This is a genomic window from Halanaerobium hydrogeniformans (genome assembly GCF_000166415.1).
GTDB lineage: Bacteria > Bacillota > Halanaerobiia > Halanaerobiales > Halanaerobiaceae > Halanaerobium > Halanaerobium hydrogeniformans.
The window spans coordinates 1981387-2006265 of record NC_014654.1 but is presented as its reverse complement, the minus strand read 5'-3'; the positions used below and the strand labels follow the sequence as shown (position 1 = coordinate 2006265).

Here is a 24879-nt window from a genome sequence, read left to right as displayed (position 1 = left end):
GATTATTATAAATTTTTGTTGAATTATCAAAAAATATCGGAAGTAAATGAAATTTTGGATAACGTCAAGAATCTTGTGTAAATAAATCAGTATCGTTCTTTAAATAGTTGATGGAGCTGATCTTTTGCAGCTAAAAATCCTCTCATCTTTCTATCAGACCATTTTGAGTTGTACTCAATAATCTTTAAATAAATTATTTTTTCAGCTGCTTGTACATTAGGCAAACTATTCATAGGCTTTAATCTTTTTTTGATTTCTTTATTGGCTCTTTCAATCCAGTTTGTTGTGTATATGGCTTTATGTATGCTTTCTGGATATTTATAAAATGTTAATAGTTCATCTTTATCTACGTACCAGCTTTGAGTAACTTTAGGATAGATTTTACTCCATTTAAAATCAAATTCTTCTAAAGCTTTTTCTGCAAACTCTCTGCTGGGAGATCTATAGATCTTTTTTAAATCTTTAACGATTTCATCAGTATCTTTTTTTCTAACTTTGACTATTGTATTACGCACTTTATGAACTATACAACGCTGCACATCCGCTTTAGGGAATACTTTTAGAAAAGAATCTTTAAGTCCTGGGAGTCCATCTATAACACCTAGTAGGACTTCCTGGACTCCGCGTTCTTTTAAATTACTTAGTACTTCTTCCCATAAAGCAGCAGATTCAGTTGCACCAATGTAGAAATCAAGTATTTCACGATAGCCGTCTTCATTGATACCAATGATAATATATACAGATTCATTTGCAACAGTATCTCGTCTGACTTTTATGCTCATGCCATCAATAAAAATAACGCTGTACCGTTTTTGAAGTGGTCTTTCTTTCCACTTTTTAACCTCTTCAAGAGCAACATTAGTTAGATTACTAATAGTAGTAGGGCTATATTTTTGTCCATACATCTGCTCTATCCAATCAGCTACATAGCGGGTGGAAAGGCCATTAGCATACATGTTTATTATAGCTTCTTCAAGCCAGTTATCATAGCGTTTATATGGTTGGAATAGTTCAGTTTGGAATTCACCATTTCTATCTCTAGGAACATTTAAGCCTTTAATACTGCCAAACTGAGTTAAGAAATCACGAAGATAAGATCCATTACGACTATTGCCAGAGTTTCTACCTGAGTATTCATGTTTTTCATAGTTTAGAAATTCAGTTAATTCAGCCTTGAGGAAATTCTCGAGAAAATTTTTGATGAGTTCAATGATTAAATCGTGAAATTCAACTTGACCATCACTGTTTTTTTCGGGTATACTGTTCATGAGGAGTCCTCCTTTGGGTTGAGTTTATTTCGCTAATAAATATTTCAACCATTCAAAGAAGGATTCCTCTTTTTTTATTGAAAAAAATCTATTTACACAACTTATTGTACACTACTAAATTTTTTTGAGGCTTAAATTACTCCATAATATAGAAAATAAAATATATTTTATACCATCATTATATGCAGTTATTGCTACACTTTTTTCAGGTTAATCTTTTAATAGAAAATCTAAAAAAAGAAATTATAAAAATAGTAGATCAAATTAAGGAGAGAAATGATAATAATGAGCTTATAAAGAATAAGGGTCCAGATGATTTAAAAGAAAAGATGAAAAAAGAATTTTGTGAGGTAAAACCTACTAAGAGCGGTTATATTCAGTTAATCTATGATATAAAATTAAGTAAATTAGCTGATAAATACAATTAATAATTAGAGCAGGAAGATAAAAAATATCTTATTCATAAGATCTACAAGTTAGCAAAAGAAACAGATAATAAGGAGAATAAAGAAAAATATTTTGATGTTGATAGTGTAAAAGATGTAAGCTGGAAATAAAAAGTCAATATAATTAGGGAGGGCAGTTAAATGTTCGATATAGAATTAGACCGTGAGGGAGAAGAAAATTTATATAAGCAGATTTATCAACAGATCAAGGCAGAGATTTTAGAAGATAGGTATACTCCAGATTCTAAAATGCCTTCCATTAGAAAATTAGCTGCTCGCCTGGGAGTAAATAACGAAACAGTTGTTAAAGCATATGATCTTCTGGCGGAAGAATTTTTGATTTACAAAAAAGAGGGTAGTGGTAGTTATATAGCTCCTGCTGCTGGTTATAAGTCCAATAAAGATGATCAGAGATTGAGGATATTGAGTTCAAAAGAATCTTCTGTAAATAGAATAATTGATTTTAGTGGTTCTCAAAATAACAGAGAGTATATGCCAGAATATGCTTTTGATCTTGTTTTTGACCAATTTTACAGCAAATTTCAAGGGAATATTTTTAAAGAAATAGATTTTAAAAGTAATCAGTGGTTTTGCTTTTTAAAAGATATAGTAGATAGTTTTGAACACAAGGCTCTGTATTATAATTCTCGCTCTGAATTAATAATGGTTTTAGAATTGCTTATTCAAAAAAATGACCTTTTATTATTTGAGTCTCCATCAGATTTGGGCCCATTTGCTCATTTTTTAACAATAGATAATGAGATTGGAGAAGAAAATAATTTTGAAAAACCAGAGTTTCTTAAACTGAAAAATGCAGATTATGAAGTTCTGATGGATTATTTGCGGGAGAATAAAATTGATTATTTGATTTTAAGTGATGAGCCGGTTTTTGCTAATGTTTTAAGCTGGAGTATTTCAAAATTAAAATCATTATTTGAACTGGCTGAGATGCTAAAATTTAAAATAATTATATTTGAGTCATACTATCTCTTTGGTAAAAATGAAAAGATAGAGACACTTCTTAATTCAAGTTTTAAAAATAATTTAATCTTAATTAGAGAATTAAGCAATAAAGTCTTTCCCGGGCTTGATTCAGGGGTTGTTTTTCTTGCAGAAAGTAATTATTATGAAGAAGAAAGTAATTTGAATAAAAATTTACTGGAAGACAAATATAGATCTTTATCAGCAGGTGATCAGTTATTAGAAAATGTTTTATCCTATTATTTAGAAAAATCTTATTTGAATAAGAGAACCAAACTTTTAAAACAAAGGATAAAAAATAGAAATCTTTTATTAAAAGATGAACTGCATAAAAGTTTCAGGGATATTGAAGTTAAATGCAGTCAAACTGCTTTTTACAGCATTCTCTATTTAGAACAGCAATTAGATCAAAAAGCCTTTAATAAATTCTCAGAAAAAACAGGTGTTTTACTGGCAGACTACAGGAACTTTTTAATAGATGCAAAGAGCAATCAGGTTATTTTGTCAACTGCAGCACTCGATCAATTTAGCATTAGGCAGGGGGTTGTTAAATTAGCAAAAATTTATCGGCAATATCTTAGTTAATTTGATTAAGCTATTTCAATTTACTCTATTTTTTGATAAAATGTAATTAGAATAGAAAACTTGAATTTAGTTGGACATTAATAGTAATGGAGTATTGAGTATTAAGTAAAGTAAAATAATAGGGGGTAATAATAATGACAGAAATTAATCAGGAGATTTTAAAAGATCTTATCAATTGTCAGGATAGTCCCTGTGTCTCTATTTATATGTCAACTAAAGCCGTTCGTAAAGGTGAATTCAAAAAACTGGAAATCGAATTCAAAAATCTGCTGCAGGAAACCGAGAAAAAATTAAAAGATATCTGGGGTTATAAGCAGCGAGATGTAGATGAATTCTTAAATGAAGCTGCTGATCTGGCAGCTGATATTAATTTCTGGCAGAAACAAAAAGAAGGATTAGCTGTTTTTATCAGTGAAAATAAATTTGAGCTTTTTAAACTTCCAATAGATATTTATAATAGCACTCATATAAGTCAATGTTTTAATATAAAGCAATTAATATCAGGTCTCTGGTATGATAAAAAATATTATATTTTAGCTTTAAGCCCTAACTTTAATCAATTGTATCGAGCCGACAGAAATACCATAGATGAGGTTGAACTTAAGGAATTACCTACAAATATTAAAGAATTTTTAAATATTGATGATGAAGGTGCCCAGAAATATCAATCAATGAGCAGGGCTGGAACAGCTTCGGTATTCCATGGTGAGGGAGCAACTGATGATGATCAGGAAGACCTGCTTCATTATTTAAGAGAAGTAGATAGGGTAATTTTTAAAGAACTAAAATCAAAAGATGATTATCTTTTAATAGTTTCAGATGATCACCTCTTTTCTCTTTATAAAGATGATATAAATAGCTATTCTAATCTATTAGAGAAAAACCTAAGTGGTAATGTGAAAGATATAAATAAAAAAGAACTAAAAGAAAAGAGCTGGGAAATAGTAGAACCTCATATTCATGATTATCTTAAATCTGTTAAGGAGGAATTTGCTCAATTAAAGGGTTCAGAAAAGATCTCAAAAGAACTTGAAGAAATATTAGAAGCAGCATATTTCAGTAGAGTAGATTCTTTAATGATTAATAAAGAAGCAGATAAAGAAGGTTTCTTTTCTGCAGAAGAAAAAGAAATTAAAGATATTAATGATCGAGAAAACTATGATCTTTATAATTATGCTGCTGTTCAGACCATTTTAAATGGAGGAAAGGTATATCCACTTACTGAAGATAAAATGCCTGATAATGCTGATATAGCAGCTATCTACAGGTATTAATTTAAAGAGTATAACTTTGAATTGTATAATTAAATGCACGCGGTGATTAGATAAAAAAATAGACACATACCTGTACCTTTTGTATAATGTTAATAGCGACAAAAACATTAGGAGGTACAGAATATGTGTCAAAGTAATTGTAACACAAAACGAAGCAAAGGAAAACACCTGAATTTTGATGATCGCAAATTAATTAAACATTTATATAATGTCCAAGAAAAAAATTATACTGAAATAGGCGAAGAATTAAACTGCCATAGAACAACAATCAGTCGAGAAATAAAAAAAGGTGAGGTAGAACTTGATAATGGTGATGGAACAACCAGAAAAGAATATGTACCAGAGATAGCACAGAAAGTATATGAATTTAATAATTCGAATAAAGGCCCTGATTTAAAAATCGATAAAAATAAAGAGTTAGCAGAATTTATAGAAGAAAAAATCAAGGAATTAAGATCTCCTGCAGCAGTGGCAAAAGACATTGAAGAATCAGATAAATTTGAAATTCAATTACACTGGAAAACAATCTATAATTACATAGATAAAGGTGTTTTGAATATAGACAGAAGCGATCTCCCACATGGTAATTATAAAACTGGGAAAGACAGACCAAAAGAAAGTGAAAGCACTACGAGGCGTAAGGAAGGTCGTACAATTAGAGATAGGCCTGAAGGAGCTGATACCAGGGAGGAATTTGGGCATTGGGAGATGGACTTAGTAGAAGGGTTAAAACAAAAAGATGAACCTGCCTTACTAGTGCTGACAGAAAGACAAACTAGGCAGGAAATCATAGAAAAAATACCAAACAAAAAAGCAAAGTCAGTGGTAAAAGGACTTGATCGTATAGAAAGACGATTTGGGGTTGTTAATTTTAGGGAAACATTTAAATCGATTACTACAGACAACGGTTCAGAATTTGCAGATTATGAAGGTATAGAACAATCATATACAGGTAGCAGTATACCTAGAACTAGTTTGTATTATTGTGATGCATACTGTAGCTGGCAAAGGGGATCAAATGAAGTAGCTAATAAGTTTATCAGAAGATTTTTACCTAAAGGCACAAGTTTTAAAGGTATTAAGAGAAAACTGATAAAAAAGATTCAGGATTTTATAAATACTTATCCTAGAAAAATGTTTAACTATGAAAACTCAGATAAATTATTTAAAGAGAAATTAAGCTTTAGTGTCTAGAAGTAATGAAGGTACAGGTGATTTTAAGAAAGATTAAAAAAGCGTGCATTGCATGTTGCAATTCACCTAAAGAGTATAACTTATATAATGCTTGCTTTTAAATAAATTATATGTTAAAATAATCAATGTTAATGCCGAAGTGGTGGAATTGGCAGACGCGCTGGATTCAAAATCCAGTGGCCCTTTCGGCTGTGCGGGTTCGACCCCCGCCTTCGGCACCACTTGATATGACTGGCCTTATGGCCATTTTGAAAGCCCTCTTTTTAGAGGGCTTTTTTCTGTTTTTAGCCATTTCCAGCAAATACTGTTTAGATATAAAATTATCTATGCTATAATAAAAATACAATTAGAAGAAGGCTCTATCCTTCTGGGGGTGGTATTTGTGACCTTAGATGGTTTAGACTGTACTGAATTGTCTAAAAAGGACCTGATTACTGAAACTGAAAATAGGATACTCTATGGTTTGATTTTTGCTGAGAAAATGCCTTTTAATTTGCTGGCTCAAAAACTGGATGTTAGTGTAGAAGAACTTCATGAGTGGTGCTGTGAAGGGAAAGTACCTGAACCAGAAGTAAGAGAAAAATTATCAAATTATTTTGATCTGCCAGAACAAATTTTATTTTGGGAAGCAGAACATTGAATTTAATCAAGTAGGGCAAGCAATTTAATGCTTGCCCTACTTGATTTATATTTGCGATGGTCCTTAGATTTTAAGGTGGAGGCATATCAACTTCATCAAAATCAGCCAGTCTTTCTGCTATTTCTTCAATAGTTAGCTCACTATCATTAAAATGACCTAAAGGATAAGTATCTGACATTTGAGAATTTATCATTGATTCCATGTTTCTCATACTTTCATATAGATCTTCATCTGTTAAATCCATATTTTGTTTTTCAAGCACTTTAAATCCTATTTGGTGCTCAATGATAGTTATGGCACCAAAAAGTAGATGAACTACTAATAAAAACAGCAGATTTTCTTTTTCGAAAAAATATTTGATAATAAAAAAGGCTTAATTGTAAAATGAACTTGAACTAATTAAAAAAAACTAATAAAAAAATGCCCATAGTGGCACAAACTGTAATATAATTGAATTACTACAAACAATAAACATTACAGGAGGGTGCACACTATGGACTACTTATATGATACACCAAATTCTCGAAAAAATAAACACCTTAATGCTTATGATCGCGGTCAAATTGCTTTATTACATTCAGAAGGAATGTCACCTTATGCAATTGGTAAACGCTTAGGTAGAGCTTCAAATACAATTAGAAACGAGTTGAAACGTGGTACAGTTTCTCAAATAAAGGCCAATAAAAAGGTTGATATTTATTTCCCTGATGTTGGTCAAAGAGTTTATGAAAATAATCGTAAAAATTGCGGACCTAAGTTTAAACTCCTAGAGTGCGAAGATTTCATAGAACATGTTTTAGATAAATTTTACAACTCAGATCATTCAATTGATTCTATTTGTGGATCAGCTCAGGTGCATAATAAATTTCCAAATTCAAAGATGGTTTGCACCAAAACTCTCTATAATTACATAGATGCTGGACTACTTAAGATTAAAAATATTGATCTACCATTGAAATTAAAGCGTTCTACAAAACCAAAACGTATTAAGCAGAATAAAAAGAAACTGGGTACCAGCATTGATGAACGCCCTGAAAGCGTTAATGATCGCAGCGAATTTGGCCACTGGGAAATTGATACTATTATTGGTAAAAAGACTAAAGATGAAGCAGCACTACTTACTATGACAGAACGTACAACTCGCTCACAAATTATTCGCAAAATTGATGACAAAACATCTTGTTCTGTTCAGGAAGCTATGACAAAGCTAATCAAAGAAACTGGAGATCTTTTTTCTACAGTCTTTAAAAGCATTACCAGTGACAATGGTTCTGAATTCTCAGAGCTAGCCAGTGTAGAAGAAATAGTTGGCACTAAAATTTATTATACTCATCCCTATTCAGCCTGGGAAAGAGGAACAAATGAACGTCACAATGGCTTGATAAGAAGGTTTATACCTAAAGGTAGAAGTATAAATGAATTTTCAATTGAAGCTATTGCTAGAGTTCAAAATTGGTGTAATACTTTACCTAGAAAAATATTAGGATATTTAACTCCTGATGAAGCTTTTGAAGACCAACTAAAACTAATTCTATACAATTAAAATTATTACAGTTTGAAACTAGTTCAATTTAACATTGCAATTCAAGGATAATAAAAAAGGAATAAAAAGAGTTTTATTTAATTATATTATAAGGATAATTATTACAACTTTTCTATATTATTCTACAAAATTTGATTTATTTTGACAAAATTTATCTATAAAGAGTATCGACATTAGTATTATTAGTTTGCAGGAGAGTGGGCTAAATGCCAAAAAAAGAATTTTTTGACTTTGAAGGATCAAAATTATTAGTAAATGCAATGACAAATATTTCTGATTCAGTAATTATTACTGATGATAATTTTAATATTAAATATATTAATAAAGCTGCTGAAGAGCTATTTGGTTATAGTTTAGATGAATTAAAAAATAAAACGCCAGAGATTTTTAATGCGGAGCCTTTATCAGAGCAACTCCAGCAGGAAATGTATGAAAAGATATCAGAGGGCAAAACACATACAGGACAGTTTTTAAACAGACGAAAAGATGGTTCAAAATTTATCTGTGAATTTAAAATAACACCGATTAAAAATGAGAAGGGAAAAATTTATACCTATATTGGTATACAAAGAGATATAAGTGAAAGAATAAAAAGAGAGAAGAATCTAGAATTTCAGCATCAATTCCAGAAAACTCTGGCTGGAATATCTTCATCATTGTTTGAGGTTAATGAAGCTAATATTGATAGAAAAATAAATAATTCTCTAGCCAAAATAGGTGAGTTTTTTGCTGTAGAGAGAAGTTATATTTTTCAGTTTTCAAAAAAATATGAATTAATTTCTAATACCCATGAATGGTGTAAGAAAAATATAAGATCTCATAAAGATTACTTGCAGGGCATATCTACCCAAGTTATTTCCAGTTGGATGGAAAGATTATCAAATGATGAAATAATAAATATTAAAGATATAAATAAAATGTCAGCCAAGGCAGAAAAAGAAAAAAGACTTTTAAAAAAATTTGGAGTTGATTCAATAATTATAATACCAATATTTATCGATAATAATTTATTCGGCTTCTTTGGTTTTGATTATAAGATAGAAAATATTAATTTTAATACAGAAAATATACGTCTTTTAAAAATATTTACTGATATTATTAAAAATGCTTTTGCGAAACACATAGACCATCAGAGAATACTTGATTTGAGTTTTAAAGATGGGTTAACCGGGATATACAATAGACGCTTCTTTGAGGTAGAATTAAAGAGACTTGATGCAAAAAGACAGCTGCCTTTATCTATAATAGTAGCTGATGTAAATGGTTTGAAGTTCATAAATGATAATTATGGACATCAAGAAGGTGATAAGTTGATTAAAAAAACTGCTAAAATATTGAAGGCTTCTCTCAGGAAAGAGGATATATTAGCCAGATATGGTGGAGATGAATTTGCAATATTACTGCCGAATACTGCCAAAGTTGAAAGAGAAAAAATAATCAGGAGAATAAAAGATAAAGTTGAAGATTTTAAAAAACAAGACTCAAAACTATCAATTGCTTTAGGAGCTGCCACAAAGGTTAAAGTGGATCAGGAAATAAATAGTGTTTTTATCAAAGCAGATGACATCATGTATAAAAACAAATTAGCTCAAAATAGCAGCCGGTCAAGCAAGATAGTTTATGGACTTTTAAATTATTTGGATATGATCAGCCATGAAACGAAAGAACATACTATGAGATTAAAAAATTTAGCTAAAAACTTTGCGGATTTTCTTGAACTTAATATTACTGAAACAAACCGATTATCACTTTTAGCAAGTTTACATGATATTGGTAAGGTAAGTATTCCAGAAAAAATATTAAATAAGAAGAGTAAATTGAGCAAATAAGAGTATGACCTTTTAAAATCTCATCCTCAACAGGGTTATAAAATTGCACTTTCTGGATTGTCAATACTTTTTACAACAATTTTTTATCGAACATTAAATATCTATATTCAACAGGTGTTAGGTAATCTAACGACCCGTGGATTCTGTGGTTATTATACCAGTTAACATAGTCAAATAGCTCATATTCCAGCTCTTCAAAGCTGTTAAATATTCTGTCATAAGCAAATTCAGTCTTAACTACTTTAAAGGCTGCTTCTGCCACTGCATTATCATATGGGCATCCTTTATTGCTTAAAGAACGCTCAATATCAAACCTGACTAAAATATCATCGATAGCTTTATTTTTGAATTCATTACCTCTATCAGTATGTAAAATATTAATTTGATTTAGTGGTCTTTTAATACTTTTAAAAGCCTCAGTTACTAATTCGGCATTTTTCTTTTTACCTGCTGCATAACCAACAAATTCACGGTTGAAGAGATCTATGATCAGACAGACATAGTTCCATTTTCCTTTTACATTAACATAGGTTAAATCACTGACAACAACGTCTAGAGCTTCTTCTTTGTTAAATTCTCTGTTTACAATATTGGCAATTTTATCTTCATTACAGCTTGGAGAATGAACTTTGTATTGTTTTTTAGTATAAGTAGAAACTAGATTATATTTTTTCATTATTTTACCTATTCTTCGCTTGGACACCTGATAACCTTTTTTAGCTAATTCTCTTTTGATTTTTCTGGTTCCATAGTGATTTCTACTTGCTTTGTAAATGGAAATCACTTCGCTTTCTAGTTCAACATCAACCTGTTTTTCTTTAGGGGTATAATAGATCATACCCCTTGATATATTGAGTGCTCTGCACATGGCGCTAATACTGTATTTATCCCTGTTTGCCTTAATAACTGCTACTTTCGTCCCATTATCAGCGCCGCTTGCTTTAAAATATCATTCTCCATTTTTAACTGCTTGTTTTCTTTTTGTAATTTAATTAATTCTTTTTCTTTATCAGATCTATTATCTTTAGCGCTGAATGAACCTGAGTTATTATAGTCTTTTATCCATTTATGAAGTGTGGACCTTGCCATTCCATATTCATTGAGTATTTCAGTTTGATTTTTACCATTATTGGCCAGAGCAACAACTTTTCTTTTGATTTCTTCAGGATATTTTGTAGGCATGATATTTTCCTCCATTTTAGTTTGTTATTATCTTATTATATCATGTCCGAGAAAAAACTGTTTAATTAATTATACCCGATCCATTCATCTGAAGAATTCTCTATTGTAGCAGAGGAAATACTAACCCATCATGAAAAATGGGATGGTAGTGGTTATCCAAAAGGTCTTTCAGGCAAAAATATACCTTATCTAGCCAGGATAATTTCTATTGTTGATGCATATGATGTTATGATAAGTGGTAGACCTTATCAAGAAAAAATGACTGAAGAAGAAACTCTAGCTGAGATTGAAGCAGCTGCAAGAAGTCAATTTGATCCTGATTTAGTTAAAAAATTTCTGGAGTTTATAAAATAAGTGATAACTTCGAAAGTGTTAATGGAATTAATAGCTCTCTAGGGCGAAAGCTCTGGAGGTTTTTTGTTTTTAAAAAGTATATGGATGTAGCAATTAAAAAATATATCAATTCATCCATCAAAATAACTCCTTTCAAATTTTAATTTAAATCAAATAACAACTAAATCTTTAAAATAATTATACAGATGTTTAAATAATAAGTAAAATATACATCAGTCCGCGACAATATGCTGTCATAGTATTTTGATACAATTAACAATAAGATTAAAACCACCTCAATTATTCACTTAAATTTGCATATGCTAAACTAAAAATGTACCATTCTATCACCGCCTCTTGTAAACAAAAAATCATATTATGCGAGAGGTAAGAAAGTTGATAGATATGGCACAATTAAAAATTTTATCTTTCAAGCATAAAACCCTTCTCATAATCTAAAAGAGAAGGGTTTGCTTTATCATATTTGATTTGTATTTAATCCAACAAACTGTCTTTTCCATCCCAGACAATTTTCCTATAATTAATTGTATCTGTGGCTCCTTCAGTATTAAAGATTAGAACAATTGAATCTTCATCTAATTGAAGCTCATTTTTTAAAGAGCGTAGGTTTTCTTTTTCCATCAATAAAGAAAGAAAACCAAGCCCAACAGATCCTGACTCACCAGAAATAATCTGTTTATCATCCGCGATTGGATTGGCCAAAATTCTCATTCCCCTTGAAGAAACATAATCATTGCAGGTAACGAACATATGAGCATAATCTCTTAAAATTTCCCAGGCTAAAGGATTAGCTTCTCCACAGGCAAGGCCTGCCATATCGGTTTTTAAATCTCCTTCAACTTTATGGGTTTTTCCATCAGAGTGAGAGGCAGAATTAAATACACATGCTGCTTCATTTGGTTCAATAATTGTGGTGATCGGATAATTATCAAATTGGTTGATATAATAACCCAGAATAGAGCCGGCCATAGATCCCACCCCTGCCTGAAGAAACATATGGGTTGGTTCTTCGATACCTTCTAGTTCGAGCTGAAGCTTAATTTCCTCAGCCATTGTGGTATAGCCCTGCATAATCCAGGTCGGTATTTTTTCATAACCCTCCCAGGCAGTATCCTGTACCAGATGCCAGTTGTTTTCTTTAGCCTTTTTCATTGCATAAGCAACCGTATCATCATAATTTAAATTTGTAACAATTGCTTTTCCACCTACTTCTCTAATAGCATCAACTCTTTTTTGGGCAGAACCATCTGGCAGATAAATTACTGCCTGATGTCCGAGATGATTTGCTGCCCAGGCAATTCCTTTACCATGATTTCCGTCAGTCGCTGTTATAAAAGTTATCTCGCCTAATTTTTCTTTAGCTTCTTTGCATTTGAGCATTTCAAAATTTAAATTTTCAATATCTCGATCCAGTTTTTCAGCTAGAGATCTTGCGATAGCATAGGTACCACCCAAAACTTTAAAAGAATTAAGCTTAAATCTATATGATTCATCTTTAACATAGATGTTTTTAATACCAAGGTAGTCAGCCAGGTTTTTCAAACTAGTCAGAGGAGTTGCTCTGTATTCATCAAAAGAAATATGAAATTTTCGAACATGTTTTGCAGTCTCTGCATTGAGAAAATCTGGTTTTGAGCCACCTAAATTTTTATTTTTTATTGATTGAATATCAATTAATCTATCCTTGCTTTTCACTTATAAATCTCCTTTCGCTGTTTAGATAATTTTAATAATACAATTAGGACAATTAGGACAATTATAACATAAATAATATTTAAATCAATTCATTTTAAAATAGAAGTTGAAAAACAAAAGCTGTGGTTAAAGATAAAGACTACTTTTACTGAAGTATTCAATTTCAACAGGGTTTAATATTTGCTCAGGGCTTTTTGACTTAATTCATCTAATAGGCAGGAAAAAATACTAGAATGAAGAATCAATAAAGTAAGTATATCTGTAAAAGATTGCCGGAGAAAGTTTTGCTAAATATTTTTTAGCCGAGCAGCTTTAAATAATATAATCTTAGGAGTGAAAAGATGAAGTCAAGCTTTAAATTTAAAGCAGTTAACTTTTTATCAGCTGATTATAAAAGAATTGAAAAATTATATAAAAAAGCCTTTCCTTCTGAACAGAGATTACCGTTATGGTTTTTATCTTTGCGAGCATTAAAAGATAGGGTTGAATTTCTTGCTATTTATGATCAGAGTGAATTTATTGGCTTTTTTTATCTTGTTAACCATCAAGAAATAACTTTTGTCCTTTATTTAGCTGTAGCTTCAGAACACAGGGGAAAAGGTTATGGCAGCAAAGTTCTTTATGAGTTAAGTGAGCTGAAAAAAGATCAAAAAATAATTTTGGATATTGAATCTCCTTATGAAGATGCAGCTAATTATAAGCAGCGAATTAAGAGAAAAAAGTTTTATTTAAAAAATAATTATAATTTTATTGGCTTAATTATGGAAGAAGATAAAGAAAAATACGAAGTTTTATCTCTGCAGGGAAAAGAAGTAGAAGAAAAAGAATATATTGATCTGCTTAAAGATTTTTACACTCCAATTTTATTTAGAATTTTTAACCCTAAAATATATAGTATAAACAAAAATAATAATCAATGAAATATAGAGAAAGAGGAGACTGATATGTTTAATAAAAAATTGCAAATCTCAATCATTAGTGGAGCACTCCTGGGAATCATCTGTATAATTGGGGGAAGTATCAGACAGGGTTTTAGTGGAAATGAATTATACCTTTTTGCACTCTGGTATAATAGGTTGCTCATGGGATTTTTGATCGGTCTGACTAAAATCGAAGCAGGTAGCCAGGGATTGATTAAAGGTGGGCTGCTCGGTTTAATGGTTTCTTTAGCTTTTTATCTATCAACTGGTATGACAGATTTAGTTTCATTTTTAGCTGGTATTATTTATGGGGTCATTATTGCTGCAGTAGTCAGGCGTTATCAATAAAGCTAATAATTAAGAAGGTGAAAAAATGAGTGCTAGAAAGATTAAAGAAAAACTTAAGGCTGGAATAATTGTTCATTTAACTGCTGATGCTCTGGGTGTGCCTGTGGAATTTAAGAGCCGGGAAGAATTAAAAAAAGATCCTGTTCAAAAAATGCGGGGTTATGGAACCTATTATCAGCCGCCTGGTACATGGTCTGATGATAGTTCTTTAACTCTCTGTCTTTTGGAATCACTTATAAATGGATATGATCTTCAAGACCAGGCCGATAAATTTGTCAGCTGGCTTTATGATGCTTATTGGACAGCTAGGGGTAGAACCTTTGATGTAGGGAACTCTACTCGGGAATCTATATCAAGGCTTAAAGCTGGTCAGTCTCCAACAAGGGCAGGTGCTGGTGGAGAAAGAGATAATGGGAATGGAGCTTTAATGCGAATTTTACCACTGGCATTTTATCTTTTAGATGCGGATAATGAAGAGAGATTTAATAAAACAAAAGAAGTCACTTCTTTAACCCACAGTCATCCTCGTTCAATTTTGGGATGTTATATTTATATTGATTTTGCTATTCGAATAATTGAGGGTGCTGAGCTTAAAAATGCCTATCAAGAAACAGTAGAACATTTAAAAGATTTTATTCAAGATGAAGCATATAAAAAAGAATTGAAATATTATAAAAGAATTTTGGCTGGAAATATTAAATACTATAACGAAAATGAGATCAAATCAACAGGCTATGTTGTTGATACACTTGAAGCAGCATTCTGGGTGCTCTTAAATACTGATTCATACAGCTATGCTGTATTGAAAGCTGTAAATCTAGGTGAAGATACGGATACTGTCGCAGCAGTAACAGGTGGACTGGCAGGAATTCATTATGGATATTCTGATATTCCTGCTGAATGGCTAAGAAAACTGGCAAGATTAGATGAAGTCCTAGAACTTATCGATGAATTTAGTGAAAAAAGATTAGGTAGTTAAATTAAAAGCATTTTTGCAATGCTCAGCTTATTATTGTAAAATGAGAGCTAGTTAATCAATTTAAAGAGAATTAAAATTTATAAAGGAGTGTCTGAATGGAATCATTATATGAAAAATCAATCGAAGTTTTAAATACCAGAGGGGTGACTGTTAAAGATATTGCAGAATTGGTTAAATCATTACAGGAGCCTTTTAATCCAGAAATAACTTTAAAAACTTGTCGTGAAAATGTTGAAGCTGTTTTAAAAAAAAGGGAAGTTGCTCATGCAATTTTAACTGGAGTTGCTCTTGATGAGCTAGCTGAGAAAAAACAGCTTCCAGAACCTATTCAAACTATTATTGACACGGATGAAGGACTTTATGGTATTGATGAAATTATTCCCCTTTCCATTGTAAATTTATATGGGACAATTGGATTAACCAGTTATGGTTTTTTAGATAAAAAGAAATTTGGCATTATTGAAAAACTTGATACTAAAAAAAATGGGAAGGTCAACACCTTTTTAGATGACTTAGTTGCAGGAATAGCTTCTGCAGCAGCCAGTCGCTATGCACATGGTGAAGGTAATGAGTAAACTATAAGCACTTAAATATCTAAACATGTTAAATGAAAACATTTGATTTTTAAAACTAATATTGTTTATATCCTAATTATAATTTCCTCTTTTGAGCAGATAGATTTATTATTTACATTTCTGCTCTAGAGGGAATTTTTTCTTTTTAAGTATTTTTACTACTTGACAAATCTATCTTTTTCCCTGTATACTTTATTAATAAAAATTCCTATTAAACTTATATGGATTAATTTTTATAGATTTTTAGGAAAAATATTAAGAGGTGCAGATAAATGATTAAACTAGAAAATCTTACTAAGTCTTATCAGGGTGAAGCAAAAGAAGCTGTCTATAACCTTAATCTTGAAATTAATAAAGGAGAAATTTGTGTATTTGTAGGTCCTTCAGGTTGTGGGAAAACAACAACATTAAAAATGATTAATAGATTAATTGAACCCAGTTCTGGAAATATTTATATAAATGGAGTTAATACTGCAGAACAAAAAAAGAGTGAACTGAGACGGAAAATCGGCTATGTTATACAGGAAATTGGACTTTTTCCTCACATGACAGTAAGAGAAAATATTGCAACTGTACCTGTCTTATTAAAATGGGATCAAAATAAGATCAATAAACGTGTAATGGAACTGCTTAAATTAATTGATTTAGATGCAGATAATAACATGGATAAATATCCACATGAATTATCAGGTGGTCAACAGCAGAGGGTTGGTGTAGCAAGAGCTATGGCAGCAGATCCACCAATTATGTTAATGGATGAGCCATTTGGGGCTGTAGATCCAATCACAAGAGCTGAACTACAGAATGAATTTTTAAGACTTCAGAAAAAAATTAATAAAACTATTTGTTTTGTTACCCATGATATAGATGAAGCTATCAAAATGGGGGATAAAATTTTAATTATGAATAAAGGTAAAATGGTTCAATATGATAGCCCCAAAAACATATTGTTTAGTCCAAAAAATGAATTTGTGGAAGATTTTATTGGTTCAGATCGTGCTTTAAAGGTTTTAAATTTAATTAAAGTAAATGAAATCATGGAAAGCACTTTTGAATTTGCATCACTTTCTGATGATTATCATAGTCTTCTCAAAAAAATAAAGAAGAAAGAAAAAAAATATTTATTAATAACTTCTGACGATAAAAAAATGGCTGGTTATGTAACTTTAAGATCTTTAGAAAAAAACGGCAATAAAGATTGGCAGGATTATATTAAAGAAATACCTGTTATCAAGGAAGATGCATCATTAAAAGATGTTTTTAATCTGATGTTAGAAAAAGAATTTACCATATTTCCGGTTGTGGATAAAGATAATAAGTTGTTGGCAAGGGTAACTTTAGATAATATTAAATCACATATTAGCTGTGAGTATCAGAAATAATCAAGGGGAGTTAAAAGATGTCTATTATTAATTACTTTTTTGGAAATTTAGATAATATTATTGAATATACTTTTGCCCATCTTTATTTACTTATGATTTCTATAACTTTATCTTTGTTCCTCTGGCTGAGTGTGGGAATAATTATCAGAAATAAGAGCAAAACTGCCAAAACATTGATTGCTTTTGGTAGTTTCATAATGGCAGTACCAAGTATATCACTATATGGAATCTTGATGACAATCCCTGCTTTTGGTTTAAATATTAGAAGTGCTGTATTTGCTTTAGTGCTATATTCCATGATTCCTATTTTGAGGAATGTCTATACTGCTTTAAATGGGGTAAATCCAGCGATTATAGAATCAGCCAGGGCTATGGGTATGTCGGAAAGACAAATACTGTGGAAGATACAGTTTCCCCTTGCTTTACCGGTTATAATTGCCGGGGTAAGGGTAGCTCTTGTAATGATGGTTGGCATTGCAACCCTGGCAGTTTTCATAGGAGAAAGAAATTTAGGCCAGTTAATTTATCAGGGAATTGTAAGGACCAGAACAGAAATGATTGTTACTGGAGCTGTTTTGGTTTCTGCTATATCTGTAAGTGTAGATATTTTAATGGGTTTTTTAGAAAAGAAATTCCTTTCTCCAGGAGTCAAAAAAAGTCTTAACCTGGGGAGGGGTTAATAAATGCTGTTAGAATACTGGCAGATTTTTGTTGAAGAGGGTATAACATTGATGATACAGCATTTAAGGTTGGTAGGCTTTTCGGTTTTTATTGCAATATTAATTGCTCTACCAACTGGTATAATTCTAAGCAGGAATTTTATTAAAAATTACAGTGAAAAGTTAATATTTTTCTTTAATATTGCCCAGGGTTTACCTAGTCTTGCAGTAATAGCACTAGTGCTGCCCTTTTTAGGAATAGGATTTGTACCTGCAGTTACTGCTCTGATAATTTACGCCCTTTTACCTATCATTAGAAACACAATTGCAGGTTTGAATAATATTGAAACCGATTTAATAGAGGCTGCTCAGGGAATGGGAATGACACCTTTTGAGATTCTATATAAAATTGAATTACCATTAGCCTTACCAGTTATAATTGCTGGTATACAAACAGCTGCTGTAGTAACAGTAGGGACAGCTGTTGTATCCAATTTAATAGGAGCTGGTGGTCTAGGCCAGATGATTTTTACAGGCTTAGCTATGTTTGATAGACGAAAAATATTACTCGGATCGTTATTAGCTGCATTTATTGCAATAATTATAGATCGTTCATTTGAACTGCTGGGAAGAAAATTAAAATAAGATAGGAGTTGTCTTTATGTTAAAAAATAAAAAAATGATATTTTTAATTGTTGTTTTAGTATTATTATCAGCTTTTTTTCTAGGAGGTTATACACAAGAAGCTTCTGAAGAGAAAGAAGCAATTAGGATGGCTACAAGTGTCGATTTTTTAGAAAGAGAAGATGGAATTCCAGGTTTAGAAAAAGAATATGATTTCAGATTTGATCGTGATGCTTTGAGTACAATTCAGATTGGTTTGAGTTATGAGGCTTTGGATTCTGATAAGGTAGATGTTGCGATGGGTTATGCAACAGATGGCAGAATCTCTTCTCTTAATTTAAGGATGCTCGAAGATGATAGAAGATTTTTTCCTGCCTATAATGTAGCAGCGCTTGTTAGGGGAGAGGTACTTGCTGAACATCCAGAATTAGAAGAACTAATCCATGATTTAACAGTATTATTTACCGATGAAAAATTAATTGAGCTTAATGAAAGAGCAGATGTAGATGGTGAAGAGCCAGACCAAATAGCAGAAGATTTTCTTTTAGAAAGTTCTCTATTAGTTGAAAACGCAGAAGAAAAGGAAGGCTCAACTATTGTTGTTTCATCTAAAAACTGGACAGAGCAGTTAATTTTAGGCAGTATTACTGTACAGTTATTAGAAAATCATGGTTATAATGTTAGGGACAGGAGTAGCCTTGGTTCAACTGCTGTTTTGCGTAATGCAATAGAATCAGACCAAATTGATATTTATTGGGAATATACAGGGACTACTTTGATGACAAGCATGGGAGAAGAAGGTATTGTAAGTGCAGAAGAAGCCTATGAAAAAGTAAGAGAATGGGATAAAGAAACTCATAATATTCACTGGCTAAATTTTGCAGAAGCAAATAATACTTATACACTATTGATGAGAGAAGAAAGAGCAGAAGAATTGAATTTAAAAACTATCAGTGATTTAGCAAACTATATTAATAATTAAATTTAGTTAAATATTATATTGACAAATAAAAGGCTGGTGTAAATCACCAGCCTTTTTTAAAGATTTAATTTTTTAGTCTTGACATAATCGGGAAGCGAATCAGATAGGCGATACCAAAATAAATTACAGTTGTAAATATCCCGTTAATATAGTGAAAATCAAAATGAGGATGCAGATAATAATTTGCAGTTAAAGCAAGGAAAATTAGCGTAACTGCAGGAATTATTAAAGAGGTATTTTCAATAATAGTCGGTTTATAATTGCTAGTTACTTTAAGTTTAAAGTTAAAATCATTATCTTTTAGGTCTTTAAAAATAATAACCCACATTATTTTAATTGAATACGCTACAGTTAAGATACTCCCGAGGTGCAAAAGAAATTCAAACATTTCTATTGATTCAAGTGAATATTTAATGAGATGTTTGCTGTTATAACCTAAAAAGCTAGGGACTGCCATTAAAGATAGAAAAGCCAGGATAGTACTTGCTGTATTAATTTTTTGTTTTAACTCACATCTTTTAAAATCAAAGATAGAAGTAGAATTAAATTCTTTAATCCAATTTCCAGCACCATTAAATAATACTGATTTTGCAATAGCATGAGCTATAATATGTAATACTGCCCCGGTGTAACCATAAATATTTCCACTTCCAATTGCCAGTGCAATAAAACCAAATTGACTGATCGAGCTATAAGCTAGGATTAATTTATAATTTTTTTCTTCTAAAGCTTTTATACCACCATAAAAAATCATAATAATTCCCATATAAAGTAATATTCTATTCCCTTCTGTAATTATTTTTAGAAGAGCAATATAACCTAATTTAGCAACCCAGGCAGATGAAATTGCACAAAAGGTGGTAGATGCCTGTTTATATACATAGGGAACCCAGAAATGTAGACCAATTAAAGCACTTTTTACACCGACACCTATAATAAACATTAACTGAAGCCAAAATTCATTTATTGCTCCTATTTGATTATACCCATTTGTATAAGCAGTTATTACAGTTAATAATAAAAATGCTCCAGCAATAAATTGTATAACAAAATATTCCCAGGCAATATTTTTATTATCCCAGACAAGCATTAAAGAAGTAGCTAAAGTTGCAATTTCCCAACCTACCATAAATAAAAACCAGTTATTTGTAGTAATAACTATACTAAAGCTTAATATGTAAAAAATAATCAATAGATAAAATATTATTTTGTTCTTTTCTATTTTGCGCCAGGCTGATAATGAAGTAAATAATGTAACCAAAACACCAGTTGTTAATAATAAAAGATTAATATTATCAAAAACAAAGTTACTGTAAAAATATTGAGGCATGTAATTTCCTCCTGAAATATATATTTGTAATTATAGTATATATAAAAAGTTAAATTTTTAATTTAAGCACTAAAACTTTCTTAAAGAATTATATCATAGATTAAAGCAGCAGAAAAGACAATTGGCTAAATTAAAAAAAAAATTATTATTAAAGCTATTTTCCGATTAAGTTCAGGATAAATTTTTTCAACTATAATTTGTTTTAAAATAAACTGGTAGATGTTCGCAATATTTGACAAATTATAAAATGGATGATATATTAAAAGCACTGAGTAACCTAAAATAGTAACATTACTCAGGTTAAATTTTAGGAGGAAGATATTAATATGGTTTACACAGGTAAAGTAAAATGGTTTGATGAGAAAAAAGGTTATGGGTTTATTGAAAGAGAAGATGGAGATGATGTATTTGTACATTTTTCTGCCATTGAACAGGAAGGCTTTAAAACTTTGAGTGAAGATCAAGAGGTAGAATTTGAAATTGTTGAAGGAGACCGTGGTCCTCAGGCAGAAAATGTTGTTGTTATATAGTACTAATTAGGTAATTATAATTAAAATTAGAATTTAAACGCCTCGGCTATTAATTTAGTCGGGGTTTTTATTTTTTTAAAAATATTTGATTTTTACTTTAACTACAGATAAAATATATTTAGGTTAAATACTTATATATTGATAACGTCAAATAAAATATGATAGTTACCATAAAATGTAAGCAAATAGTAATAGAGCACCACTAATTACGATTATAATGAAAATGATCAGAATGTCAAAAGTTTAAAGTTGTAAATAAAGTAAGAAAATGGTATTTAGTGATTATAAATATCTAAAGAGATAAAACATGATTTTTCTAAAAGATATTTAATTACCTATCAGTTTTGGTGATCCATCTGATAAGTTGGGCCCAGGATTCGATAGGCTGACCTCTTGCTCCTTCCACTATCAGTGGTGGTTTATCATTAAAGGAACTATGAGGTTTTAAATAATTAAAATAGAGCTGATAAAGAGTTATATGAGTAAGTGCACCATCAAAAGAGCTAAAGCTTTTATGGCGTTTGTAATGGGCTTTATAAGTACCGAAAAACCTTTCAATGATGTTTTTATAAGGTCTGTAAATTTCATCTGAGTTATCATCGTTAGCAAATAGCCCCTTAAGTTGTTTGTGGTCAATATTGGTTTTCAAAAACACTTTAGCAGCATGGACAGCAGCTCTGTAAATTGGAGCCATATCAGTAACTAGAACAAATTTTTGGTCTTGATATTGGTCGATTATTCTTTTTAAAATGGTTATTGCACCTTTAGCGTCGCGATTTTTAGAAAGATGCTGAGCGATAACACAGCCATTTTCACCATCTATGGCAGTAAAAAGATAATGCCAGCTGCCTTTTATTTTAATATATGTTTCATCAACAGCAACAATACCAGATAAAGGCAGATCAAGCTCATTGATTTTAGGAGCAAGTCTGTAAGCTAAAGAGACAGTCCAATTTTGGATGGTTTGAGCTGAAGGTGAAACACCATAGGCAAGTTTAAGAGCTCTTTCAGCCTGTCTTAAAGAAAGACCAAGACTGACATAAAAGTCAATAGCCTTAGAGATGGTAAAGTTTCCATAGTGAGAATGATCAAGGTTAACAGGTTCTTTATCAGGTCTGGAAAGTTCAAGCTTATTGATATCAAAATTATAGGCTCTGTAGCGATAACGCTTATGTTCATTTTTCCATTTAGAACAGTCATCATTGCGGCATTTATACTTGGTAAAATGCTTGCGCTTTTTCTCTTTAGCAAGAGCATAGTTGCAGAAAGGACAGCGATATGTAGGGTGGTTCTTAGGTTTTTTAGGTTTCTTAGGAGCCCACTGATGTTTACAGAGTTTACACTGGAACTTTTGGTATCCATCTGGATCATGACCGAAACTGTAGAGATATTTTTTGGGAGCTCCACATTGAGAGCACTCCTCAACCTTTACAGTTAGAGGTTTATTGCGATTAACAGGCTGAATAGTTTCACCATTTTTTTCAGCTTCAGCTAGAATATCGCGATAGTCAACCTGATTATATTCTATAATAGGTTGTGGGTCATCAAAACTGTTAAATTTAGTATAACTATCATCGAGTTTATTATTGGGTTCAAAATCAACCTGGAAAAGTCTGGCGAAAAAAAGATAGGTCAAAAGAACAAAATTCATGATAGGTTTAAGCAGGAAATTAGGTATTTTTCGAGAAAACATAACTTACATCCCTTCCTTTCTGGGTCTAGTAGGTTGTGACTTTCTCAATTACTATTTACTAGCTCAGGGGGAGGGATTCCTTCTTTTTATGGAGATTCCTAGCCTGACAACTATGATAACTATTAATATTTTTGAAAAAACTATTAGATTTGACGTAACATATATATTTTTTGGAGGTAAAAATAATGAATTCAAAAATTGTAGTAGATAGTTGCTGTGATTTAAATCAAGATATTCGTGAGAGATTTGATATATCTACAGCACCTCTTTCCATTGATATCGAAGATAAAACATTTACTGATGATCATAATTTAGATCGGGAAAAACTTTTAAGTGCTATGAAAGCAAGTAAAAATGCTCCAAAAACTGCTAGTCCTTCTCCAGAAACATTTTTAAAGTTGTTTAGGGGATATGAGAATGTATTTGTTGTTACCTTATCTAAAGAACTAAGCAGCACCTATCAAAATGCTCTGCTGGCCAAACAGCTGCTCAGTGATGAAGATGAAGACATATTTGTGCATGTTTTTAATTCCTATAGTGCTACTGTAGGAGAAACTATGATAGCCTATAAAATAGGAGAATTAATTGAAGCTGGATATGGAAGAGAAGAGATAATTGAAAAAACAGAAAAATACATAGCTGAAATGGAGACTTTATTTGTTTTAGATTCTCTTGATAATTTAATTAAAGCCGGAAGAATGAATAAAGTGAAGGGAAAAATTGCTTCCTTTTTCAACATTAAACCAATTTTAGCAGGTGCTGAAGATGGGACAATAATTTTATTAGATAAAGCAAGGGGTAGTAAAAAAGCAATAAAAAAATTGGTGGATAAAATTGGACAAAGAGGAGAAGAGTTAGAAGAAAAAATTCTTGGGATTTCGCATTGTAATGCCCTTGAAAAAGCAGAGTATATAAAAAATGAAGCCCTAAAAAAATATAATTTTAGAGAAGTTATTATAGTTGAAACTGCTGGAATAAGTACTGTTTACGCTAATGAAGGTGGAGTAGTTTTGGCCTTTTAATCTAGGTGAACTTAAAGCACCTGAAAGATTACTACTCTCAGGTGCTTTGCTATATTTTTAAAGCAATAATCTTATGATTTCCAGGCTCTAACAAAATTAGTTAATCCCTGGAGGAAGAAACCGCCTGCCACCCAGTAATAAACCAATTCTGGATTAAAAATTATCAATATACCTACTGCAATATATATCAACCCAGAAAATATTTGACTTATTTTTTCTGTTTTATCAGCTTCTTCTGCCATTTTGTCTACCCCCCGAATAATAGAGTCTCTTTTATAATGTGAAACAACCATTTTTTTAGGATCAACAGCTCTCAGATGTCCTTTTACATCATTCCAAAAGTCTGGGAAGAAGATTATATTTAAAAAGATACCACCTAAAAGTAGACTTAATAAATAGGTTGTACTTGACCAGTAATCTCCCCAGGACAATAAGAGACCGATTTCGTCCATAAATAGGCCCATGCCAATTCCATACATTAAGGCGGTGTCCCTTCGATCAAAATAGTCAGAACCAACTATAGCAAACCAACCGGCCAGTGCAATTAAAAATATTCCTATAAACAAATGGTGAATATGATAACCAAATAATATTATATTTGTACCAATATAGAACCTTATTTCGCCTGCTTTGGCAGCCTGAGACGCCGCACTACCTGCAGCACCAGCTATAATAACTGCTAGCCGAATAAATAAAAAGGAAAGCAAATACGAACTTGTTATAATAAAAGGAATTGACTTATCACTTTTTTCTTTTGCCAAAGATAGATCACCTCCAGGACAAGATGAATTTACTTTGTTAGTTATTATAAAATAATTTATCCTTCTTTGCAAATTAGTCAGTT

Annotated in this window: 25 protein-coding genes and 1 tRNA gene; 19 read left to right on the top strand and 7 right to left on the bottom strand. The window is 31.3% G+C overall.

What is annotated here, in order from left to right; translation table 11 throughout:
• Window positions 1-86: 86 nt before the first annotated feature.
• The gene (locus HALSA_RS09175) at window positions 87-1268 is read right to left on the bottom strand and encodes an IS256 family transposase (RefSeq protein ID WP_013404695.1); all 1182 of its coding nucleotides are present in this window, start codon (window positions 1266-1268) and stop codon (window positions 87-89) included.
• Window positions 1269-1450: 182 nt separating this feature from the next.
• On the opposite strand from HALSA_RS09175, the gene HALSA_RS09170 reads away from it, so the two are divergent.
• The 6 genes from HALSA_RS09170 to HALSA_RS09145 all read left to right on the top strand — a co-directional run bounded on the left by HALSA_RS09170 (window position 1451) and on the right by HALSA_RS09145 (window position 6388).
• Window positions 1451-1696, top strand: coding sequence for a DUF2254 domain-containing protein (locus HALSA_RS09170; protein WP_013406289.1), 246 nt, complete (start codon window positions 1451-1453; stop codon window positions 1694-1696).
• 159 nt (window positions 1697-1855) lie between these two features.
• Window positions 1856-3280: a GntR family transcriptional regulator gene (locus tag HALSA_RS09165; RefSeq protein WP_013406288.1), complete on the top strand. Its 1425-nt coding sequence runs from the start codon at window positions 1856-1858 to the stop codon at window positions 3278-3280.
• 134 nt (window positions 3281-3414) lie between these two features.
• Entirely contained in the window at window positions 3415-4554 is a 1140-nt protein-coding gene (locus HALSA_RS09160; RefSeq protein WP_013406287.1) for a baeRF7 domain-containing protein, read from the top strand.
• Between the two features lie 123 nt (window positions 4555-4677).
• A complete protein-coding gene (locus HALSA_RS09155) occupies window positions 4678-5748 on the top strand; it encodes an IS30 family transposase (protein WP_013404838.1) in 1071 nt (356 codons plus the stop codon).
• Between the two features lie 133 nt (window positions 5749-5881).
• Window positions 5882-5969 (top strand) — tRNA-Leu (locus HALSA_RS09150).
• A gap of 161 nt (window positions 5970-6130) precedes the next feature.
• Window positions 6131-6388: a hypothetical protein gene (locus HALSA_RS09145; RefSeq protein ID WP_013406286.1), complete on the top strand. Its 258-nt coding sequence runs from the start codon at window positions 6131-6133 to the stop codon at window positions 6386-6388.
• Window positions 6389-6458: 70 nt separating this feature from the next.
• Here the strand turns inward: HALSA_RS09145 and HALSA_RS09140 are convergent, their stop codons facing one another.
• Window positions 6459-6650: a hypothetical protein gene (locus tag HALSA_RS09140; protein WP_013406285.1), complete on the bottom strand. Its 192-nt coding sequence runs from the start codon at window positions 6648-6650 to the stop codon at window positions 6459-6461.
• A gap of 231 nt (window positions 6651-6881) precedes the next feature.
• Between HALSA_RS09140 and HALSA_RS09135 the strand changes: the two genes are divergently transcribed.
• Together HALSA_RS09135 and HALSA_RS12495 are read left to right on the top strand one after the other, a co-directional pair.
• Window positions 6882-7931: an IS30 family transposase gene (locus HALSA_RS09135; protein ID WP_013405143.1), complete on the top strand. Its 1050-nt coding sequence runs from the start codon at window positions 6882-6884 to the stop codon at window positions 7929-7931.
• Between the two features lie 206 nt (window positions 7932-8137).
• Window positions 8138-9760 (top strand): sensor domain-containing diguanylate cyclase, encoded by a 1623-nt coding sequence (locus HALSA_RS12495; protein ID WP_013406284.1) that lies wholly within the window; start codon window positions 8138-8140, stop codon window positions 9758-9760.
• Window positions 9761-9830: 70 nt separating this feature from the next.
• Here the strand turns inward: HALSA_RS12495 and HALSA_RS09125 are convergent.
• A protein-coding gene (locus HALSA_RS09125) for an IS3-like element ISHahy2 family transposase (RefSeq protein WP_095522093.1) occupies window positions 9831-10957 on the bottom strand; the annotation gives its coding sequence in 2 pieces (ribosomal slippage) (window positions 9831-10705 and window positions 10705-10957; 1128 coding nt in all).
• Between the two features lie 63 nt (window positions 10958-11020).
• Between HALSA_RS09125 and HALSA_RS13240 the strand changes: the two genes are divergently transcribed.
• Window positions 11021-11296: an HD domain-containing phosphohydrolase gene (locus tag HALSA_RS13240; RefSeq protein WP_083789336.1), complete on the top strand. Its 276-nt coding sequence runs from the start codon at window positions 11021-11023 to the stop codon at window positions 11294-11296.
• Between the two features lie 474 nt (window positions 11297-11770).
• Here HALSA_RS13240 and dpaL read toward each other — a convergent pair whose 3' ends face one another.
• Window positions 11771-12991: a diaminopropionate ammonia-lyase gene (gene dpaL, locus HALSA_RS09115; RefSeq protein ID WP_013406283.1), complete on the bottom strand. Its 1221-nt coding sequence runs from the start codon at window positions 12989-12991 to the stop codon at window positions 11771-11773.
• 341 nt (window positions 12992-13332) lie between these two features.
• Here dpaL and HALSA_RS09110 point away from each other — a divergent pair, with 341 nt between their 5' ends.
• The 8 genes from HALSA_RS09110 to HALSA_RS09075 all read left to right on the top strand — a co-directional run bounded on the left by HALSA_RS09110 (window position 13333) and on the right by HALSA_RS09075 (window position 19460).
• Window positions 13333-13911, top strand: coding sequence for a GNAT family N-acetyltransferase (locus HALSA_RS09110; RefSeq protein WP_013406282.1), 579 nt, complete (start codon window positions 13333-13335; stop codon window positions 13909-13911).
• Between the two features lie 24 nt (window positions 13912-13935).
• A complete protein-coding gene (locus HALSA_RS09105) occupies window positions 13936-14259 on the top strand; it encodes a hypothetical protein (protein WP_013406281.1) in 324 nt (107 codons plus the stop codon).
• A 25-nt stretch (window positions 14260-14284) separates the two neighbouring features.
• Window positions 14285-15238, top strand: a complete 954-nt coding sequence (locus HALSA_RS09100) for an ADP-ribosylglycohydrolase family protein (RefSeq protein WP_013406280.1) — start codon at window positions 14285-14287, stop codon at window positions 15236-15238.
• Window positions 15239-15333: 95 nt separating this feature from the next.
• The gene (locus HALSA_RS09095; RefSeq protein ID WP_013406279.1) at window positions 15334-15813 is read left to right on the top strand and encodes a phosphatidylglycerophosphatase A family protein; all 480 of its coding nucleotides are present in this window, start codon (window positions 15334-15336) and stop codon (window positions 15811-15813) included.
• Window positions 15814-16085: 272 nt separating this feature from the next.
• Complete coding sequence (locus HALSA_RS09090; protein WP_013406278.1) at window positions 16086-17195, top strand: ABC transporter ATP-binding protein; 1110 nt, start codon at window positions 16086-16088, stop codon at window positions 17193-17195.
• A gap of 17 nt (window positions 17196-17212) precedes the next feature.
• The gene (locus HALSA_RS09085; RefSeq protein ID WP_013406277.1) at window positions 17213-17875 is read left to right on the top strand and encodes an ABC transporter permease; all 663 of its coding nucleotides are present in this window, start codon (window positions 17213-17215) and stop codon (window positions 17873-17875) included.
• 3 nt (window positions 17876-17878) lie between these two features.
• On the top strand, window positions 17879-18499 hold the full coding sequence (locus HALSA_RS09080; RefSeq protein ID WP_013406276.1) for an ABC transporter permease: 621 nt from the start codon (window positions 17879-17881) through the stop codon (window positions 18497-18499).
• Window positions 18500-18515: 16 nt separating this feature from the next.
• Window positions 18516-19460, top strand: a complete 945-nt coding sequence (locus tag HALSA_RS09075; RefSeq protein WP_013406275.1) for an ABC transporter substrate-binding protein — start codon at window positions 18516-18518, stop codon at window positions 19458-19460.
• Window positions 19461-19524: 64 nt separating this feature from the next.
• Here the strand turns inward: HALSA_RS09075 and HALSA_RS09070 are convergent, their stop codons facing one another.
• On the bottom strand, window positions 19525-20790 hold the full coding sequence (locus HALSA_RS09070) for a complex I subunit 5 family protein (RefSeq protein ID WP_013406274.1): 1266 nt from the start codon (window positions 20788-20790) through the stop codon (window positions 19525-19527).
• Between the two features lie 326 nt (window positions 20791-21116).
• Here HALSA_RS09070 and HALSA_RS09065 point away from each other — a divergent pair, with 326 nt between their 5' ends.
• On the top strand, window positions 21117-21320 hold the full coding sequence (locus tag HALSA_RS09065; protein WP_013406273.1) for a cold-shock protein: 204 nt from the start codon (window positions 21117-21119) through the stop codon (window positions 21318-21320).
• 331 nt (window positions 21321-21651) lie between these two features.
• Here the strand turns inward: HALSA_RS09065 and HALSA_RS09060 are convergent, their stop codons facing one another.
• Complete coding sequence (locus HALSA_RS09060) at window positions 21652-23013, bottom strand: DDE-type integrase/transposase/recombinase (RefSeq protein ID WP_013404750.1); 1362 nt, start codon at window positions 23011-23013, stop codon at window positions 21652-21654.
• 185 nt (window positions 23014-23198) lie between these two features.
• Here HALSA_RS09060 and HALSA_RS09055 point away from each other — a divergent pair, with 185 nt between their 5' ends.
• Window positions 23199-24035, top strand: coding sequence for a DegV family protein (locus HALSA_RS09055; RefSeq protein ID WP_013406272.1), 837 nt, complete (start codon window positions 23199-23201; stop codon window positions 24033-24035).
• 71 nt (window positions 24036-24106) lie between these two features.
• On the opposite strand, the gene HALSA_RS09050 is transcribed toward HALSA_RS09055, so the two are convergent.
• Complete coding sequence (locus HALSA_RS09050; protein ID WP_013406271.1) at window positions 24107-24796, bottom strand: hypothetical protein; 690 nt, start codon at window positions 24794-24796, stop codon at window positions 24107-24109.
• Window positions 24797-24879: the final 83 nt, after the last annotated feature.

Coding starts and splice junctions, on each gene's coding strand:
- HALSA_RS09065 (WP_013406273.1), top strand. CDS start 21,117: ATGGTTTACACAGGTAAAGTAAAATGGTTTGATGAGAAAAAAGGTTAT.
- HALSA_RS09155 (WP_013404838.1), top strand. CDS start 4,678: ATGTGTCAAAGTAATTGTAACACAAAACGAAGCAAAGGAAAACACCTG.
- HALSA_RS09110 (WP_013406282.1), top strand. CDS start 13,333: ATGAAGTCAAGCTTTAAATTTAAAGCAGTTAACTTTTTATCAGCTGAT.
- HALSA_RS09070 (WP_013406274.1), bottom strand. CDS start 20,790: ATGCCTCAATATTTTTACAGTAACTTTGTTTTTGATAATATTAATCTT.
- HALSA_RS09085 (WP_013406277.1), top strand. CDS start 17,213: ATGTCTATTATTAATTACTTTTTTGGAAATTTAGATAATATTATTGAA.
- HALSA_RS09090 (WP_013406278.1), top strand. CDS start 16,086: ATGATTAAACTAGAAAATCTTACTAAGTCTTATCAGGGTGAAGCAAAA.
- HALSA_RS09060 (WP_013404750.1), bottom strand. CDS start 23,013: ATGTTTTCTCGAAAAATACCTAATTTCCTGCTTAAACCTATCATGAAT.
- HALSA_RS09075 (WP_013406275.1), top strand. CDS start 18,516: ATGTTAAAAAATAAAAAAATGATATTTTTAATTGTTGTTTTAGTATTA.
- HALSA_RS09170 (WP_013406289.1), top strand. CDS start 1,451: ATGCAGTTATTGCTACACTTTTTTCAGGTTAATCTTTTAATAGAAAAT.
- HALSA_RS09165 (WP_013406288.1), top strand. CDS start 1,856: ATGTTCGATATAGAATTAGACCGTGAGGGAGAAGAAAATTTATATAAG.
- HALSA_RS09105 (WP_013406281.1), top strand. CDS start 13,936: ATGTTTAATAAAAAATTGCAAATCTCAATCATTAGTGGAGCACTCCTG.
- HALSA_RS09160 (WP_013406287.1), top strand. CDS start 3,415: ATGACAGAAATTAATCAGGAGATTTTAAAAGATCTTATCAATTGTCAG.
- HALSA_RS12495 (WP_013406284.1), top strand. CDS start 8,138: ATGCCAAAAAAAGAATTTTTTGACTTTGAAGGATCAAAATTATTAGTA.
- HALSA_RS09100 (WP_013406280.1), top strand. CDS start 14,285: ATGAGTGCTAGAAAGATTAAAGAAAAACTTAAGGCTGGAATAATTGTT.
- HALSA_RS09175 (WP_013404695.1), bottom strand. CDS start 1,268: ATGAACAGTATACCCGAAAAAAACAGTGATGGTCAAGTTGAATTTCAC.
- HALSA_RS09095 (WP_013406279.1), top strand. CDS start 15,334: ATGGAATCATTATATGAAAAATCAATCGAAGTTTTAAATACCAGAGGG.
- HALSA_RS09055 (WP_013406272.1), top strand. CDS start 23,199: ATGAATTCAAAAATTGTAGTAGATAGTTGCTGTGATTTAAATCAAGAT.
- HALSA_RS09135 (WP_013405143.1), top strand. CDS start 6,882: ATGGACTACTTATATGATACACCAAATTCTCGAAAAAATAAACACCTT.
- HALSA_RS09080 (WP_013406276.1), top strand. CDS start 17,879: ATGCTGTTAGAATACTGGCAGATTTTTGTTGAAGAGGGTATAACATTG.